The organism is Bradyrhizobium sp. 14AA (assembly GCF_054185205.1).
The window spans coordinates 112,887-129,098 of sequence record NZ_JAVAYM010000006.1 but is presented as its reverse complement, the minus strand read 5'-3'; the positions used below and the strand labels follow the sequence as shown (position 1 = coordinate 129,098).

At 62.2% G+C, this 16,212-nt stretch carries 16 protein-coding genes; 10 read left to right on the top strand and 6 right to left on the bottom strand.

Annotation, left to right across the window (positions count from 1 at the left end; all coding sequences use genetic code 11):
- Positions 1 to 20 precede the first annotated feature (20 nt).
- Genes RAD15_RS13790 through RAD15_RS13775 form a run of 4 tightly spaced genes read left to right on the top strand, consistent with a single transcriptional unit; the run spans position 21 to position 3,685 of the window.
- Positions 21 to 548: a hypothetical protein gene (locus tag RAD15_RS13790; protein WP_458178228.1), complete on the top strand. Its 528-nt coding sequence runs from the start codon at positions 21 to 23 to the stop codon at positions 546 to 548.
- On the top strand, positions 545 to 1,918 hold the full coding sequence (locus RAD15_RS13785) for a 7-cyano-7-deazaguanine synthase (RefSeq protein WP_458178226.1): 1,374 nt from the start codon (positions 545 to 547) through the stop codon (positions 1,916 to 1,918). Before RAD15_RS13790 ends, RAD15_RS13785 begins: the two co-directional genes overlap by 4 nt.
- Positions 1,915 to 3,093: an ImmA/IrrE family metallo-endopeptidase gene (locus RAD15_RS13780; RefSeq protein WP_458178224.1), complete on the top strand. Its 1,179-nt coding sequence runs from the start codon at positions 1,915 to 1,917 to the stop codon at positions 3,091 to 3,093. Before RAD15_RS13785 ends, RAD15_RS13780 begins: the two co-directional genes overlap by 4 nt.
- Positions 3,035 to 3,685, top strand: a complete 651-nt coding sequence (locus tag RAD15_RS13775) for a hypothetical protein (RefSeq protein ID WP_458178222.1) — start codon at positions 3,035 to 3,037, stop codon at positions 3,683 to 3,685. The genes RAD15_RS13780 and RAD15_RS13775 overlap by 59 nt, the downstream gene beginning before the upstream one ends.
- Before the next feature lie 794 nt (positions 3,686 to 4,479).
- On the opposite strand, the gene RAD15_RS13770 is transcribed toward RAD15_RS13775, so the two are convergent.
- The 3 genes from RAD15_RS13770 to RAD15_RS13760 form a co-directional block, all read right to left on the bottom strand.
- Positions 4,480 to 5,811, bottom strand: a complete 1,332-nt coding sequence (locus RAD15_RS13770) for a tyrosine-type recombinase/integrase (RefSeq protein WP_458178220.1) — start codon at positions 5,809 to 5,811, stop codon at positions 4,480 to 4,482.
- A gap of 1,298 nt (positions 5,812 to 7,109) precedes the next feature.
- A complete protein-coding gene (locus tag RAD15_RS13765; RefSeq protein WP_458178218.1) occupies positions 7,110 to 7,787 on the bottom strand; it encodes a hypothetical protein in 678 nt (225 codons plus the stop codon).
- Positions 7,788 to 7,937: 150 nt separating this feature from the next.
- The gene (locus RAD15_RS13760; protein WP_458178216.1) at positions 7,938 to 8,837 is read right to left on the bottom strand and encodes a LysR family transcriptional regulator; all 900 of its coding nucleotides are present in this window, start codon (positions 8,835 to 8,837) and stop codon (positions 7,938 to 7,940) included.
- Positions 8,838 to 8,936: 99 nt separating this feature from the next.
- Here RAD15_RS13760 and RAD15_RS13755 point away from each other — a divergent pair, with 99 nt between their 5' ends.
- From RAD15_RS13755 to RAD15_RS13740, 4 genes are all read left to right on the top strand, one after another.
- Positions 8,937 to 10,142, top strand: a complete 1,206-nt coding sequence (locus RAD15_RS13755) for an arabinose transporter (protein ID WP_458178214.1) — start codon at positions 8,937 to 8,939, stop codon at positions 10,140 to 10,142.
- Entirely contained in the window at positions 10,139 to 10,924 is a 786-nt protein-coding gene (locus RAD15_RS13750; protein ID WP_458178212.1) for a carboxymuconolactone decarboxylase family protein, read from the top strand. Before RAD15_RS13755 ends, RAD15_RS13750 begins: the two co-directional genes overlap by 4 nt.
- Before the next feature lie 109 nt (positions 10,925 to 11,033).
- Complete coding sequence (locus RAD15_RS13745; RefSeq protein WP_458178210.1) at positions 11,034 to 11,447, top strand: (R)-mandelonitrile lyase; 414 nt, start codon at positions 11,034 to 11,036, stop codon at positions 11,445 to 11,447.
- A gap of 48 nt (positions 11,448 to 11,495) precedes the next feature.
- The gene (locus tag RAD15_RS13740) at positions 11,496 to 12,269 is read left to right on the top strand and encodes an SDR family NAD(P)-dependent oxidoreductase (protein ID WP_458178208.1); all 774 of its coding nucleotides are present in this window, start codon (positions 11,496 to 11,498) and stop codon (positions 12,267 to 12,269) included.
- A 25-nt stretch (positions 12,270 to 12,294) separates the two neighbouring features.
- Here the strand turns inward: RAD15_RS13740 and greA are convergent, their stop codons facing one another.
- The 3 genes from greA to RAD15_RS13725 form a co-directional block, all read right to left on the bottom strand.
- Entirely contained in the window at positions 12,295 to 12,777 is a 483-nt protein-coding gene (gene greA / locus RAD15_RS13735; RefSeq protein WP_458178206.1) for a transcription elongation factor GreA, read from the bottom strand.
- A 57-nt stretch (positions 12,778 to 12,834) separates the two neighbouring features.
- A complete protein-coding gene (locus RAD15_RS13730; RefSeq protein ID WP_458178204.1) occupies positions 12,835 to 13,320 on the bottom strand; it encodes a hypothetical protein in 486 nt (161 codons plus the stop codon).
- Between the two features lie 143 nt (positions 13,321 to 13,463).
- A complete protein-coding gene (locus RAD15_RS13725) occupies positions 13,464 to 13,802 on the bottom strand; it encodes a hypothetical protein (RefSeq protein ID WP_458178202.1) in 339 nt (112 codons plus the stop codon).
- A gap of 267 nt (positions 13,803 to 14,069) precedes the next feature.
- Here RAD15_RS13725 and RAD15_RS13720 point away from each other — a divergent pair, with 267 nt between their 5' ends.
- The gene (locus RAD15_RS13720) at positions 14,070 to 14,300 is read left to right on the top strand and encodes a DUF3551 domain-containing protein (protein ID WP_458178200.1); all 231 of its coding nucleotides are present in this window, start codon (positions 14,070 to 14,072) and stop codon (positions 14,298 to 14,300) included.
- Between the two features lie 337 nt (positions 14,301 to 14,637).
- The gene (locus RAD15_RS13715) at positions 14,638 to 16,176 is read left to right on the top strand and encodes a peroxidase family protein (protein WP_458178198.1); all 1,539 of its coding nucleotides are present in this window, start codon (positions 14,638 to 14,640) and stop codon (positions 16,174 to 16,176) included.
- Positions 16,177 to 16,212 lie beyond the last annotated feature (36 nt).

Sequence of the window (16,212 nt, the reverse complement as noted above, 5' to 3'; positions counted from 1 at the left end):
GACCGCACAGAAGTCTCCCCATGAGGAGACATTGGAAGGACCTTGCCGAGCGAGCTGCGAAAGCGGCGTTCTCGTCGGATCAGGTTGCGGAAGGCATGCCTTATGCGCTCAAGAAGGACATTCTGAGCGCACCAATCGCCGAGGTCCGAGACATCCTGGGTGGCGGCACCCTCTTTCCAGACATGACGATCGAGAGACTGGAGCTGCTAAGGCAAGGCCACTATGGCGCTGCAGCGACGCATCAACTTATCGACTGCGCAATTGAAAGTGTCGCCGTCGGAATGAGCGGCGATACCGCAACCGAAGCTGCCTTGGCGAATGCGCTGGAAGGCGCGGCGCGCGACCACATTCGCGGCATTGAAGAGCACTATCAACGCGAGGCTTCTTCCCGCAGCGCCGGATTCGTTCGGGTCCGCTTGGACGGGGCCCGACAGCAGCTCGACTGCGGCAGCCTCGCCCGAGAGCTCTTATCGTTTAGCAAACTGCCCTCCCAGCGGTCAGTCACGCGGCCTCGCCAGTCGGGGATAGATGAAGGACCGCCACTATGACCATTACGTCATACAAGCCGAAGATCAGTGAGAGAGCGGTTGATGTGGTCGAGGCGGATCGCCGCCCTCGGAAAGGCCGTATCGGACTTAAGCTCAATCGTGATCTTGAATTCAGCACCGACGCCTTGCGATCCTACGCGTTCGCACGATGGGAGCCGATGATTTACGACGCAATGGTCGTCGCCGCCGCGGTCGAGTTTTCTGATCGCGCCATCAAGCGCCCGTCGCGAGGCTGGACCCGGAAAATCGAAGTACGAATTCCCGTTCACGACCCGATGCGCTGGAGCGATCCCTCCGTTTCGGGCTCGTTGCATGAAGTGTTGGGATTCCTGACCGGCGATCTGTGGGAGATTGAGTTCGTCAAAAGGGCTGAAATCGAATCCTCTCCCGTGCAGGAATGCCTGCAGATCCCGCGACCGACGAAAGCCGTTATCGCATACAGCGACGGCATGGACTCGCGAGCTGTGGCCGGGCTTCTCGGAAAGACGCTTGGTGAAGAACTCGTTCGCGTGCGCGTTGGTGCTAAGGCTTCGGGCAAGCCCGTTGTCGACGGAAGATTGCAGCCTTTCACGAAAGTACCGTACAAATTTAAATCGGTTCTGACGAACGGAGAAACGACGGCAAGAAGCCGCGGCTTCAAGTTTGCGCTGATCAGCGGCCTTGCGGCTTATCTGACGAACGCAAGCGACATTCTTGTTCCCGAGAGCGGGCAAGGTGCAATTGGCCCGGCGCTGCTGACCGTAAGTCATGGCTATCCGGACTACCGCAACCATCCCAGGTTCACGCGACTGATGAGCCGATTCTTGAAAGCGCTCACGGGCCATGCAGTGGAATTCAAGTTTCCTCGCCTCTGGAATACTAAGGGAGAGACGCTGCGCGCATTTGCAGCTCTGCCCGAGGGTGATTCTTGGAAAGACACGAAATCGTGCTGGAGGGATAGCCGTTGGAGCACGCTCAACGGGACGAAACTTCAATGTGGCGTATGCGCGGCCTGCATGTTAAGGCGCATGAGCGTCTACGCGGCGGGCCTGTGCGAGGATCCGGGAAGATATATCTGCGAAGACTTGCGGGCGCCTACCTTCGCCGAAGCAATCCATCCGGAGTTTCAACGAAAGAGCGCGGCCTTCGAGCAGTACGCCATCGCAGGAACGCTTCATCTTGATCACATGGCAGATATGGCCGAGGACGACGCTCGTCCAGCCGTGCGTCGTCACTCAGTGCTGACAGGAATGGCGCTTGGGCTCTCAGCCAAGGATGCTGAAGAAAAGCTTGTAGGTATGCTCGAACGGCATGCTGCAGAGTGGAACGGCTTTGTGAATGATCTGGGAGCGCGCTCCTTTGTCAGGAAGTGGACGCGGGCAAGTAAATGAGCGGTGAACGGCTAACGGATGTGGAAATCGGCGAGCGGCTGCGGGTCGCGCGTGAAAGCGCAAAGCTTACTCAGGCAGGCGCGGCTGCGCAGATCGGCGTGGTGCGAACCACCCTTGTAGCAATTGAGCAAGGCAAGCGGCGCGTCCAGATCGATGAACTTCAAAAGCTTGCGAACATCTACGGCACTTCGGCCAATGCGCTGTTGCGCCGCGAAGCCGTTCATCTCGATATGATACCTCGCTTCCGCAAACTTGCAGAAAATGAAGACAGTACGGTCGAACGGGCGACCCGGCTATTGAACGACCTGGTCCGCGCGGAACTGGAGCTGGAAAACGCGCTCGGTGTGACCCGAACCCGAAACTATCCGCCTGAGCGCCCCATATTGCCCGGAGACGTGCGCGCACAGGCGGAGCAGGATGCTCAGGAGTTACGAGACTGGCTGGGACTTGGCCCCGGTTCCATCATCGACATTGTTTCCATCCTCGACTTGCAACTGGGCGTTCGCGTCTACGTGCGACCTTTGGATGGTAAGGTTTCTGGCTTGTTTGCCTTTGACGACTCGGCGGGCGCCTGCATTCTACTCAACTCCAACCATCCCCCGGAACGCCTGAACCAAACCGGAGCGCATGAGGCCGCGCATCTAATCTCGACGAGGCGTCAGCCGGAAGTGCTTACCGAAGACGAGCGGTTCACGTCGCGGGAGGAGCGATACGCTAATTGTTTCCAGCGTTCCTTTACGATGCCCGCCCGGACCGTCCGACAACGTTTCGCGGAGATTACGGCAGGTCAGTCTCATTTGACGCGGCGTCACATCATCCTTCTCGCTCACGCGTTGCATGTCTCACGAGAAGCTATCGTCCGGCGGCTGGAGGAGCTGAAACTCGCGCGTGAGGGCACCTGGGACTGGTTCACGACCAATGGCGGGATTACCGACGATCAGGTCCGTCAGGTACTAGGCGACTTACCGGACCGGAAGACCTATTCCGCTCGCGCGCAGGGGGCTGTGCCGCCCAGGCTAACCCTGCTCGCGCGAGAGGCATCGAAGAAGGAAATATACAGTGAGGGGCAGCTCGCGCGCCTACTCCATCTGGATCGTCACGAGGTGAGAGTACTTCTTGACGGTGTGGAAACTGAAGAAGGCGAAGCGAATGAACTCGTCAAGCTTTCCCCTTAGTCCGCACATAGCACTCGTCGCCGACGCAAGTGTTGTCATTAATCTGAATGCGACGGGCCGCGCTGCTGACATCATCAAAGCACTTGGAAGGCCCTTCTTTGTGACGGAGAACGCATCTTCCGAGTTAGCGAACGGATCGACAAAGGGGCACCGCGACTATGACCGCCTTCTAGAACTCGCTGATGCTGGATTTATCCGAAAGCTATCGGTGCATTCTGCCGGGCTCCGGATTTACGAATCCCTTATCGAAGGTTCGACCGCCGCTACGCTCGACGACGGAGAGGCCGCCACGATAGCTTGTGCCTATGAAATATCAGGAGTCGCTCTCATTGACGAGCGGAAGGCAAGAGCGATCTGCCGAAGCTCCTTTCCCAAACTTCCGGTGCTGTGCACCGCAGAGCTTCTGATCCACGATCTGATTGCCGACGGCCTGGGAACGGACGGACAGGCCGATGCCTTGGTGAAAGCGCTCACGGTCGCAAGAATGCGCGTGCCGCCCCAGCTCGTTCTTTCGGTTACGGGCCTCATCGGCCCTGAATGGGCAGCGAAATGCCCAAGCCTTCCGAAATCCGCGCGGCAATCGGCGGCCTAGCCATGAGGCAAGTTGCCTAAGCTTCCATCTATACCAATTTCAAGGGCGCTTTCCTTCCTTCATGGATCATCTCTCGTCCGCCCGTATCCGCTCCGTCATCGACCAGGTCGAAGTCGATGATGCCGAAATCCGGATCATTGGCCGGAAGAAGGCTTTAATGCCCAGTTTTTGTTCGCAAGTGGCGCGCCCGGAACGATTCGAACGTCCGACCGTAAGATTCGTAGTTTAATGCTAAGACAGTAGTGGCCGACGCAGCAAAGATCGCGATCGGATCCCAAGCCGATGCACAATCGATCGTTATGCGGCATCCTGCCGTGGTGTTCTGTCGCGAAGTTTTGGGCCGACCGACCTGCACTCGAGACTGCGATTCGTCCTGTTTGTACGCCACAGCCACCCAGCAGCCATGCCTGCGCCCGACATTCCATCCTAGCCGAAGAAGGGTACGATCTCATTGCCTCGGACCGATCATAGTTCCGGCGAAGGCAGGGCGGCAAGGACGAAACCACTCCGATCGAGGTATTTAGATTGCCTGGTATTGGGAAAATGTCGCGTGATGTGAAACGCCGTCGTAAAAACCACGGCATGCCGCCTCCGGCAACCTTTGATATCGACACGCTACCGGCCAGCTCTAATCTAACAGCATTGGAAGTAGCAGCGGTTATCCGGCGCACGCCCGGCGCGCTGAGCAGTGGCGGAGACATCCGAACCACCCGCTGAAATGGCGCTACGTCGATGGTGGCCCTTCTATCGTGTCGATGCGGTGCGGGACTATCTAGCCAAGTGCGATAAGAGCACTAGGACGCCTCAGCCGCATAATGCTCACGGAGACGGCCGAGGAGCTCGGCCTTGATCGGGTCAAGCGGATTCGTCCGCTGCAGGCGCACAATCTTGCCGACCCGTTTCGCGCCAACCAACTCTGCAATGTAGTCGTGAGCCGCTTCGAACGCCATCTTGCGGATGATCCACTGTTCGTCGTGATTGTAGACCTGATCGATTCCGCTGGGCTTTTGCCCAACGCACAGCCGCTGGATTTCGTTGTCGTAGCCACAGCGTGACATGATGGTGCGCAAGCTGCGCCTTAAGTCATGCATGGTGAATTTGGCGACGCTCGCTTCCTTGACCATGCGGTTGACCATCTTGGTGAAGCCGGACATCTGGCCGCCGGTCTTCGGTGACGGGAAGACATAGTCGGAGGTTGCCCGCTGGAAATGTTTCGCTGCTGCGAGCACCTCGTCAACGAGGTGAGTGCGCGGCACATCGTGGTGTAAGCCCATCTTGGTCCATGCCGCATCGAAGGTGATGCGGTCGTCCATGATGTGCTTTTGCCACTCGATGATGGTCGGCTCGCTCCGGCGCGCGCCGCCGAGCAAGCACATCCTTGTCAGGAGCCCAAAAGTGCCGAGCTTGCCGGATGCATGCCAGACCTGAATGATTTCTTCATCGCTCAGCGCGCGGCCCTTCGTTCGGCGTCCCACTCTCTGCGCGCGAGTTTCCTTGGGCTCGCGATAGCCAGCGAGCACATTGTGATCGACATAGCCCTCGCCGACGCACCATTCGAGGAACGTGTGAGTGTGCTTGCGTAGGTCCCTGGCCGCGCCGCGCTTGCCGGTCTTGGCGACGCGATCGACTGCCGCCATGATTTGCCGCCGCGTCAGGTCGCCCACGCCGCTTTCGGCGTGCTGCTTAAGCCCGCGTCGCAATGCTGACATGGCGGGCTTCCAGTTCACGACCTGACGTCCGGTCAAGGACGTCTGGTAGGGACCATCTTCGACAATGAGGTCCGCCAGTTTGGTGTGTTGCTTCTCGGCTGCCTGTTGTCGTCGCGCCTCGCGTTTCGCATCGTTGGGGTCTGTGCCCTTGACCACCTCGCCGGCGGCGATGGTGGCAGCCTTGCGCGCGGCCTTCTCATTGTACTTGGGCCACGGGCCGAGGGTCTTACGCTGGGTCCCCCTCACCCCCGGCTTGGTGAAGAGGTAGACCCAGGTCCGGCCGCCGGTGGCGCGCATGCGCAGGGCGAGGCCGGGCAGCTTGTCGTCGTGGAGATAATGCTGAGTCTTGCCGAGCGGCAACGTGGCGTTGCGGATCACTGCATCGGTGAGTGTTAGCTGGTTGGTCGGCTCTGGCATGACTCTTTCCCCGCCTTTTGTGCCCCGGTGTACCCCGCGAGGGGAAAATCGCGCCCTATCAGAACCGGCCCTCCAAGCTTCCCTGTGTGCCCTAAAAAGGAGGGACCGAGAGACCGTAGCTCGGACCCTTCCTCATTTTTGTGCCCCAAGGGAAAAATCTGAGGGGGCACAACAGGGGCACACAAAATGCAGTATGGCCGCTTATGGCTCACTGAGGCTTAAACAGCCATAAGACACTGTAATAAAACGCATTATTTCGACATAACTATGGCCACGTGGGGCCCGGCTGGATCTACAGATTGTGGTTCACACGGGAGAGGTCCAAGGTTCGATCCCTTGTGCGCCCACCACCAAAACAGCTTGAATCATAGGGTTTTCTGCTAGCCGCGCCGCGCGACCGTTCGGCAGCTGTGCGCAGTTTTGGGCAGAACCAAGCAGCAACACGCGGGGAAAATCCGGGGACTTTGTTCGCGTGCTGTTCGCTGCGTTCTGTGGCATCAATGGCCCCATGCCCGACGACTTCTCCATGCGCTTCTGGTCGGCGGGGCGACGGGCTGACGAGGACCGGCCGCTGGAAGGACCCGGATTCCGCCGACCGCTACAATCACACCCAGGCGAGCTGGGAAGCGCGCCAGGCCGATCGGCTGCCGGCGCCGAAGTCGGCGCAGAAGCGCAGGAGAGCCTGATAACGCAAACGCAGTTAATTTGAGAGATTTCGGACAGTGGATAATACAAATCTCGAGACTCGTGTTGCTCACCTGGAAGGGCAACTTCATCGGTTGTTGGTTGCCCTTTGCTGTGCGCTCAGCACCATCCTTGTGCTCATCTTCTACAACAGGCACCCCTACTTCAGCCAGGACGACCTCGGCGCCCTCATGACACAAGTCGTCGGCACCGCTGCTTCGGCGTTCGTCGTGGGGTGGCCAATTGTGAGATGGGTTGTCGGCAAGAAGCCTGATACCCGGGGAATACCCGGGGAATGACGCTCCCGGGTGGAAAACTCGTTACACTTCAATGGCTGGTTCGGCCTTCACACGGGAAAGGTCCAAGGTTCGATCCCTTGTGCGCCCACCATCCATCCTCCTGCTGCCGGTCGCGGACGATCCACCCAAGCCTGGCATTCGGGAAATGTCTCACGGCTGAGCGGTCCGACCTTTCATGATCTCCCATTGCTATTGCGAGCGCAGCGAAGCAATCCAGTCTGCCTCCGCGGACAAAGCCGGGATTGCTTCGCTGCGCTCGCAATGACGGAGCAAGGGGCGAGACCGCGCCGGTTCAGACGCACGCGACCTCAAGGTTTAGGCGGCCCGAGCCGGTCGCAAGGCCGCGTAGAGACCGACGAGGGTGCCGATGGCGACCAGCGCTGCCGCGAGCAGCACCTGCAGCTCCCCGTCGTCGGTGGCGCCGACGGACGATACTAACCTGGTCACGATGACGAACAGAATGGCCACAGCGGCCGCTGCACCCGCGCAGAGATAGGCGAGCTCTCGCGTCAGGTTCCGGCCGAGAAGTCCGAGCGCCGTGAAATACATCGCGCAAGCGTTGGGATGAACGAACAGGGCAATGCGCGCGTAAGGACCGTAGGCGTCGAACAGCGACTCACATCGGCTCAGTGCCGCTTTCGAGGCCACCCGCTGCAAGAACGGCCTGAAAAAGCGCGCCTGTCCGTAACTCAAGACGGCACCAACGATGATGGCCAGCCACGCCAGGATGAAAACGGGGGCATCCGCGGGCTTCGGATTGAGCGCCACGGACATCAGGATGAGGGCGGTGCCGGGAAAATAGCCGAAATACGGGAACACCGACTCCAGCAGCACGCAGAGGAACATGAAGGCCGGAAACCACCATGACCCGGTCGCACTTTGGACGACGGCGTTCAGGTCGAACAGGTTTGCCTTGTACATGACGAGGTACATGCACATGGCGAGGCCCGCCAGCGCGTAGAACGGCAACGCTCCCGAGAGAAATCGTCTCATCCAACCATCGATCTTTGTTGCGCAGACACAGCGGAGACCATCGATATCAGGACAAGACAACGGAAAGGCATGGCAGATGCTTTAGGCGAATGAGATTGCTCCTGTCGATAGCGCTCTTTGCCACGCAATCCTCAACGCCGGCCGACCGTTCTACTTGCCGCGGTATCGCAGCGCCTCCACCAGCAGCGAGAACGCCGGAGACGGCTGGCGCCGGCTGGCATAGTAGAGATGGTATCCCGAGAACGGCGGACACCAATCCGAGAGCACGCGGACCAGACGTCCCTGGGACAAATAAGGCTGCACATGTCCCTCGGTGAGGTAGGCGAGGCCGAGCCCCTTCAGCGCTCCCTCCAGGAGAAGCCCCGCGCTGTTGAATACGAGCTGGCCCTCCACCCGCACATTGAGCTCCCGCCCGTTCTTTTCGAATTCCCAAGCATAGAGACTGCCGCCGTGCGTCGGCAGGCGCAGATTGAGACAATTGTGGTTGGTCAGATCCTGCGGCGTCTTCGGTCGCTTGCGTTCGGCGAAGTAGGACGGAGACCCGACGACCGCCATCCGGAGATCGGGGCTGACGCGCACGGCGATCATGTCCCTGGCGACGAGTTCGCCGGGACGGATGCCCGCATCAACCTGCTGTGCGACGATGTTGGTGAGCCCATAGTCGATGATGATCTCGACGTGGATATCGGGGTATTTCGGCAGGACCTTTCCGAGCGCAGGCATCAGGATTTCGCTGGCGGCATATTCCGTCGCCGTCAGCCGAACGGTTCCGGCGGGCTTTTCGCGGAACTCGCCGAGTGCAGCAAGATCGCTGTCCATCTCGGTGAACTTGGGGCCGATGCTCTGGAACAGCCGCTCGCCGGCCTGGGTCGGCGTGACGCTCCGCGTCGTTCGATTGAGCAGCCGGACACCGAGCCGCTCCTCCAGATTCCGGATGATCTGGCTCAGCGCGGACTGCGTCATGCCGAGCTTCGCGGCGGCGCGCGTGAAGTTGCGCTCCCGCGCGACGGCCAGGAAGGCAAGTAGGTCGCTCGCGTCGTCCCGATGCATTGATTAGCAGCCCTAATAACCGCATGCGAAATCTATCATCTAATCACGGATCGGCGAAGGTCCTAGGTTCGGGGCAGCCATTGGGAGCCCTGAATCAGCATGCCTGACACAGCCATGCAGCCCGCCGCCTCGCTTCGCGTCACGGCGAATTTGCTGCCGATCATGGCGGTGGTTTTCCTCGCCTTCCTCGTCATCGGCGTGGCGATGCCCGTGCTTCCGCTCCACGTGCACGACGGATTGGGGTTCGGCACGTTCGTGGTCGGCCTGGTCGCCGGCAGCCAGTTCGCAGCTTCGCTGGTCTCGCGGCCGTGGGCCGGTCACGTCTCGGATCGACGCGGGGCGAAGCGCGGTGTCGTCGCCGGCCTCGTCGCGGCTGCGGCATCCGGCCTGTTGTACCTGCTCTCGCTCGACTTCACTGATGTTCCGCTGGCCTCGGTGACCCTTCTGCTGCTGGGCCGCGGCCTGCTCGGCGCCGCGGAGAGCTTCATCATCACGGCCGCAGTCAGCTGGGGTCTGGTCCTCGTCGAGAGCGGCAACACCGGCAAGGTCATCGCCTGGGTCGGTTCGGCGATGTTCGCTGCCTTCGCCATCGGTGCGCCGGCAGGCTCCGCGCTCTATGCCGCCTACGGCTTCGCCGCGATCGCGCTCGCGACGATTGCGGCGCCGTTGCTGGCCCTGCTGTTCGTCGTGCAGCTTCCCGCGGTGGCGCCGGTGCAGCAGGCGCGCTTGTCGTTCGCCAAGGTGCTCGGCGCCGTATGGGTGCCGGGCGTCGGATCGGCGCTCGGCAGCGTCGGCTTCGGCGCGGTGACGACGTTCGTCGCCTTGCTGTTTGCGAGCCGGGGATGGGACAATGGATGGCTGGCTTATACGGCTTATGCCGTCGCCTTCATTCTGGCACGCGTGTTCTTCAGTCATCTGGCCGATGCGATCGGCGGCGCCAGGGTTGCGCTCCTCTGTGCCCTGATCGAAGCCGCCGGACAGGCCCTGATCTGGCTGGCGGCGCGACCCGAGATGGCGCTGGCCGGCGCCGCGCTCACCGGATTCGGCTTCTCGCTGATCTATCCCGGCTTCGGCGTCGAGGCGGTGCGCCGCGTTCCCGTGCAGAACCGCGGCCTGGCCATGGGCGCCTACACCGCCTTTCTCGACCTGGCCCAAGGGATCGCCAGCCCCGCGCTTGGATTGATCGCGACGGGCGCGAGGCTGAACCTCCTGTTTCTCGCGAGCGCCGTCACCGTGCTCTGCGCCGCGCTGGTCGCCTGGTGGCTGCTGGCGCACCCGTTCACCGTCGAAGGACATCCGCAATGAGAACGCTCGCAACCACCTTGTTGTCATTCTGTCTGGTCGCCGCCGGCCCGGCCGCCGCGGACCAGGCAGCCGTCAAAGGAGCAAATCCCATGTCGACATCGGAAGACATCCGCGCCGTCGCGCCTGCGCTCGAATTCTACGCGCAAAAATTCGTCATCGGCGATCTCTGGAAGCGACCTGGTCTCTCGCCGCGAGACCGCAGCATCGTCACGATCGCGGCGCTGATCGCGCGCAACCAGACCGTGGAGCTGCCGGACTATCTCGCACGCGCACTCGACAACGGCGTCAAGCCGTCGGAGATATCGGAGATCATCACGCACCTCGCCTTCTACACCGGCTGGGCGAACGCGATGGATGCGATCCCGGCGGCCCGCGACGTCTTCAAGAGCCGCAAGATCGGGGCCGACCAGCTTCCGCCGGCCTCGGGACCGCAACTGCCGCTCGACGAAGCCGCGGAGAAGCAGCGGGCCACACGCGTCGGCGAGCAGTTCGGGCCAATCACGCCAAGCCTCGTCCAGTACACCACCGACGTGCTGTTCCGCGATCTCTGGCTGAGGCCGGCGCTGGCGCCACGCGACCGCAGTCTGGTCACCGTGAGCGCTCTCATCGCGACCGGTCAGGTCGCGCAGATCACCTATCATTTGAACCGCGCGATGGACAACGGGTTGACGCGGGAGGAAGCCGGTGAGGTGCTCGGCCACCTCGCCTTCTATGCCGGCTGGCCCAATGCGTTCTCCGCAGCGCCAGTCGTCAAGGATGTCATCGAAAAGCGACCGCGCTGAGCGGAGACATGCCGTGATCACGCGCAGGAGCGTCCTCATTGGCGGCGCAGCCGTCACCATCGGAACTCGCCGGGCGCAGGCGCGCGCGCCGGAAGCACAGGAGACTCACATGACCATGGACTTGGACCTCGACATCAAGCGAAACGGATCGCGGCCTTCCCAGAAGGGACCGCAAGACTGGTTCACTGGCACGGTGCGCATCGATCCGCTGTTCCAGGCCCCTGACCCGGCTCGGGTGGCCGCGGGCCAGGTCACCTTCGAGCCGGGGGCCCGCACCGCCTGGCACACGCATCCGCTCGGGCAGACGCTGATCGTCACCGCGGGATTGGGATGGGTTCAGCGCGAAGGTGGCCCCGTCGAGGAGATCCGGCCCGGCGACGTCGTGTGGTTTCCGCCGGGACTGAAGCACTGGCATGGCGCCTCGCCGACGACGGCGATGACCCATATTGCCATCCAGGAATCCTCCGGCGGCAAGACCGTGGACTGGATGGAGAAGGTGAGCGACGAACAGTATCGGAAGTGACGCGCGGGCGCTGTAGAGTGCGGCCCGAAACATCCGGAGACGCAGCGTATGGCGATCGTATTCATCACCGGCAGCACGGACGGTCTCGGCCGGGCCGCGGCACAATCGCTCCTTGATCAAGGTCACCGCGTGGTGCTGCACGCGCGATCGGCGGATCGCGCTGCTGCAATCGGCGAGTTCGCGTCGCGTTGCGCCGGGATCGCGGTCGGCGATCTCAAAAGTGCCGCAGATGCAAGAGGCATCGCAGATCAGGTCAATACGATCGGGCGCATGGATGCGGTCATCCACAACGCCGGCGTTTACACGCGGCTCAGCCGTGGCTCGACGCCGGAGGGACATGCCGAAACCCTCGCCATCAACACGCTTGCGCCGTACATGCTGACGGCGCTGATCGAGCGGCCCGACCGATTGGTGTATCTCAGCAGCGGATTGCACAGGGGTGGAGAGGGCTCGCTCGACGACCTCGACTGGACGAGGAGGGCCTGGGATTCGGCCAAGGCCTACGCCGAGAGCAAGCTGCACGTCGTCGCGCTGGCGTTCGCGCTGGCAAGACGCTGGCCAAAAGTCCTGAGCAACGCCGTCGATCCCGGCTGGGTCCGCACGAAGATGGGTGGATCGGGCGCCCCGGTCGATGTCGACACCGGACAACGGACCCAGACCTGGCTGGCGGCGAGCGAGGATCCCACTGCCCTGGTCAGCGGGCGCTACTGGCATCATCTCCAGCAGCAGCAGCCGGCCAGAGAGGCAGCCAATCCGGTTTTTCAGGACGAACTGATCGAAAAATTGAGCAGGCTGACCGGAGTTGAGCTTCCGCAGGTCTAAAGCAGACCGACATACGCGCCCCACCCTACGCGATCGACAGAATCTCGATCTCCTGCGCACCTGAACCCACGACGTCGCCAACCGCCTTCCCCATCAGCGACTTCGCGACCGGGGCTACGAACGAGATCGATCCGGCCTTCGGATCGGCTTCGTCCTCGCCGACGATGCGATAGGTCTGCACGCGGCCGTCGGCGCGGCTGAAGGTTACCGTGCTGCCGAAGGCGACGCTATCGGTCGAGGACGGATCGGCAACGACCTGCGCCGTGCGCAGCCGCTCCGTCAGATAGCGGGCGTCACGCAACGGCACCGCCGACTGCCGGCGCTTCTCGTTGACGTCCTCGATGGCTTGCGCGGCTTCATAGGCCTCGCGCGCGTCTTGAAGCTGCGACTGCAAGGCCTGCAGGCCTGCCTCCGTCACGAGGTTCGGATGCGGCGAGATCGGGCGGTCCGGCAACAGCGTCTCGGACGCGGTTTCGGCGCTTTCTTCCTTGGTAAAGGCGACGCTCAATTCGAAAATCCTGTCGAACTGTTTCGGGGACCGGCGCCGTGCGCCGATTGCCCCGGACTATATCTCAAGTTCGACGAAACGACGGAGCTTGAAGACGAGATCCGGCATGGCCTGGCGGAACCGCGTGGCGTTCTGGAAACTGGTCGAGAACGGCGCGAAGGTGATCATGGCGTTCCAGTGGCGGTAGCCATAGACCGTGACCGAGGCGCCGGTCGCCGGAAAATCCTCGATCTTGCGGAGTTCGCCGAGCACGAGATCGGCGATCGCCTCCGCCGGCAGCAGCTGTTTGCCATCCCGCGTCGTGACGATCTTCGGCGGCGGCTCGACCGGCTTCGCGGCCGCCTGCGCCGCGTTGGGCGCATCCTCCGGCCTGGTCGATGTCGCTTCCGGGGTGGCCACCGCGACCGATTCGAATCCATTGGTCGGCGCTGTCGGCGGACCCTCGGCGAGCGGCGGCGGCGCAACGCTGTCTGCGCGCTTGTTGCCTCCCAGGATGCTGCTGATCATGGCCACAAGGCCAGCATCCTTCACGTCGTCGCTCATTACGTCCCCCCGGTGCCTCGGCCTACTCTAGCACCACACTCGCGGACCGCCACTGGGGATGTGTTGTCAAAATCCGCCTGACCAGGGCGGTATTTTGGCACAGCGGCGCGACACCCGATCGCGCCATGCCGCCGTGCAATCCACTACTGCTTCTCGAACGGAATATATTGCTGGTACTGCTTGGGCACGGAACTGCGATAGCGCGCGGGCACGGTGCCGCTGTCGACCGAATGATCGATCTCCTGCTGCCGCGTCATCTTCTTCTTGGCCGGCTTCTTCGACGCGCTCTTCTTGGAGTCGGTCGGCTGGCTCGAGGTGTCGGTGGTTGCGCTCGGCGTTGTGGTTGTCGCGGCCGGCGCAGTGGTTGTCGCCGCAGGCGCCGCGGTTCCACCGGCAGCCGGCGCGGTCTGGGCCAGCGCGAGCGGTGTTTGCACGAGAAGCGCCAGCGCTGCTGTCGCAGCCAGCAAATATGACCTTTGCATCAGAACCTCCAAAATACCTGATCCGAATGAGAGAAGCGTAATTCTCCGGGATCGACGCGTGCAAGTCTGCTCACGATAGGCCGGAACCCCATCGCAAACTGTGGCCGAGATCACATAGCGGGCCGCCGGGTGCGTCATGATGTGCCTCGTCGCGAACGCAAGACATCGTGCCGACACCAACACAGGCACGACCACGCATCAGACGGGTTCCCTGGAGAACCAACACCCGGCTGACCATCCCAACCATTATTCTCGAAGGAGATTGAAATGCGTCGCACCATCCTCACTCTCGCATCGTTCGCAGCCCTGATCGCCGTAGCATCCCCGGCGGCCCAGGCGCATCCTTCGAACGATCGATATTGCCTGCAGGGCCGCATGTGGGGCTATCCCGGCAACTGCCAGTTCGCGAGCTACCAGCAATGCGCCGCCACGGCGTCCGGCACGTCGGCCTATTGCGGCATCAATCCGCGCTACGCGTACTCGCAGCAGCGCTACTGACGACGTTGCGGCGTGCGCGCATCACGCGCGCGCCGCCACAATTTTTGCGTGAAGACGATCCGCTTCGCCGACAGTCCGGCGAATTGACACGGCACGAAGCTGCTTGCGCGCGTCGATGACGAGAATGTTATCCGTCATCGCTCCGGGAAGAATTTGCAAAGCCCGGCCGCAGCTTGTTCGCAACGCTCCCCTCCGGAACAACGTCGATGTCGCGCACCGTGTGAAGCAGCGCCTTGTGGCGCGCGCAAATCCCTGATCTAGCTTTGCATGCATATTCTATTGCGAACAACTTTAGCTTTATTCGTTTCCACCGTGACTTTTCAGGGAGGTGATTTCGATGAGCAGTCGTCACGCCGTTATTCCGCGCGGTCTCAACGCAACCCGTTCGCCGCTTTCGCAAGGCCGCTTCGGCCGCATGTTCCGCAAGCTCACACCGGCGACATTCGGCGCGAACGATGCCGGCAATATCGCGAATCTGTCGGCGCTGGCCGACAAGATGGTGGGCAAGTTCGATGCGCCGAAGGATGGACCGGACGCCGAGGAGAGCGGCATTCCCGCGCTCTACACCTATTTCGGCCAGTTCATCGATCACGACGTCACCTTCGATCCGGTCAGCTCGCTGACCAAGCAGCAGGATCCCGACGGGCTCGTCGACTTCCGCACGCCGTCGTTCGATCTGGACAATGTCTACGGCCGCGGGCCGAACGATCAGCCCTACATGTATGACGGCGTCAAGTTCCGCCTCGGCGAGAAGCTGAGCGGCACCGGAGTGCCGGATACGCATGACCTGCCGCGCTTCAAGGGCCGCGCGCTGATCGGCGATCCCCGCAACGACGAGAACAGCATCGTCTCGCAGTTCCAGGCCCTGATGCTGCGCTTTCACAACCGCATGGTCGACGACAATGACAGCCTGTCGTTCGAGGACGTGCAGCAGCGCGTCCGCTTCCACTATCAATACGTCGTGCTGAACGACTTCCTGCCGCGCATCGTCCATGCCAGCGTGCTGGACGAGCTGAAGACCGCTGGCCGCTACGATCGCAGCAAGCTCGCTCACTACCACTGGAAGACCTATCCGTTCATGCCGGTCGAGTTCTCGGTCGCAGCCTATCGGCTCGGGCACTCCATGATCCGCCCCGGCTACCGGCTGAACGATGCGGCCAACATGCTGTTGCAGATCTTCCCCGATCCGAACAATCCCGACCACAATGCGCTGACCGGATTCCGCGCGATGGGTCCGGGACGCGCGATGGACTGGGGCCGCTTCATCGATCTCGACACGCGGCCCTATGGCATCGAGGACGACGACACCAATTCGGACAACAAGCGGAGGCTTCAGTTCGCCTACCGCATCGATTCCTCGCTGGTGGACCCGCTGCGCAAGCTGCCGCCGGAAGTCGCGTCCAATCCGGCCTCGCTGGCGCTGCGCAATCTCGAACGCGGCTGGCGGCTCGGCCTGCCCTCGGGCCAGGCCGTCGCCAGGGCGATGAACCTGACGCCGCTGACCGACGATCAGATCATCATCGGCAAGGCCGTCGACGAGCCCGGCCCGGACGATCCGCAAGTTCCGATCGCGACCATCGCGAACGGCGTGTTTGCCGGCAATTGCCCGCTCTGGACCTACATCCTGGCCGAGGCGCGGCAGTTCCAGACCGCCGTGATGATCCCGGCCACGGGCACGCCGGCGGCCGGAATCAACACGCCGCAGCTCGGGCCCGTCGGCGGTCGCATCGTGGCCGAGGTCTTCCTCGGCATGATGTTTGGCGACAATTCCTCGGTGCTGTCGCTCGATCCGCAATGGACGCCGGTGACCGGCGCCAGCTTCGCGCTGAAGGACCTCGTCGCCTACGCACTCGGCCAGGGCGATCCCCTGCACTGAGCTTGCAAGGATCGATGACGTAGAGGCCGCCCGCGC

What these genes read in the sequence shown, in the direction of transcription:
- RAD15_RS13730 (WP_458178204.1), bottom strand. Translation starts at nt 13,320, where the DNA reads ATGAGCGACGACGTGAAGGATGCTGGCCTTGTGGCCATGATCAGCAGC.
- RAD15_RS13760 (WP_458178216.1), bottom strand. Translation starts at nt 8,837, where the DNA reads ATGCATCGGGACGACGCGAGCGACCTACTTGCCTTCCTGGCCGTCGCG.
- RAD15_RS13770 (WP_458178220.1), bottom strand. Translation starts at nt 5,811, where the DNA reads ATGCCAGAGCCGACCAACCAGCTAACACTCACCGATGCAGTGATCCGC.
- RAD15_RS13785 (WP_458178226.1), top strand. Translation starts at nt 545, where the DNA reads ATGACCATTACGTCATACAAGCCGAAGATCAGTGAGAGAGCGGTTGAT.
- RAD15_RS13790 (WP_458178228.1), top strand. Translation starts at nt 21, where the DNA reads ATGAGGAGACATTGGAAGGACCTTGCCGAGCGAGCTGCGAAAGCGGCG.
- RAD15_RS13715 (WP_458178198.1), top strand. Translation starts at nt 14,638, where the DNA reads ATGAGCAGTCGTCACGCCGTTATTCCGCGCGGTCTCAACGCAACCCGT.
- RAD15_RS13720 (WP_458178200.1), top strand. Translation starts at nt 14,070, where the DNA reads ATGCGTCGCACCATCCTCACTCTCGCATCGTTCGCAGCCCTGATCGCC.
- RAD15_RS13755 (WP_458178214.1), top strand. Translation starts at nt 8,937, where the DNA reads ATGCCTGACACAGCCATGCAGCCCGCCGCCTCGCTTCGCGTCACGGCG.
- RAD15_RS13740 (WP_458178208.1), top strand. Translation starts at nt 11,496, where the DNA reads ATGGCGATCGTATTCATCACCGGCAGCACGGACGGTCTCGGCCGGGCC.
- RAD15_RS13745 (WP_458178210.1), top strand. Translation starts at nt 11,034, where the DNA reads ATGACCATGGACTTGGACCTCGACATCAAGCGAAACGGATCGCGGCCT.
- RAD15_RS13765 (WP_458178218.1), bottom strand. Translation starts at nt 7,787, where the DNA reads ATGAGACGATTTCTCTCGGGAGCGTTGCCGTTCTACGCGCTGGCGGGC.
- RAD15_RS13725 (WP_458178202.1), bottom strand. Translation starts at nt 13,802, where the DNA reads ATGCAAAGGTCATATTTGCTGGCTGCGACAGCAGCGCTGGCGCTTCTC.
- RAD15_RS13750 (WP_458178212.1), top strand. Translation starts at nt 10,139, where the DNA reads ATGAGAACGCTCGCAACCACCTTGTTGTCATTCTGTCTGGTCGCCGCC.
- RAD15_RS13780 (WP_458178224.1), top strand. Translation starts at nt 1,915, where the DNA reads ATGAGCGGTGAACGGCTAACGGATGTGGAAATCGGCGAGCGGCTGCGG.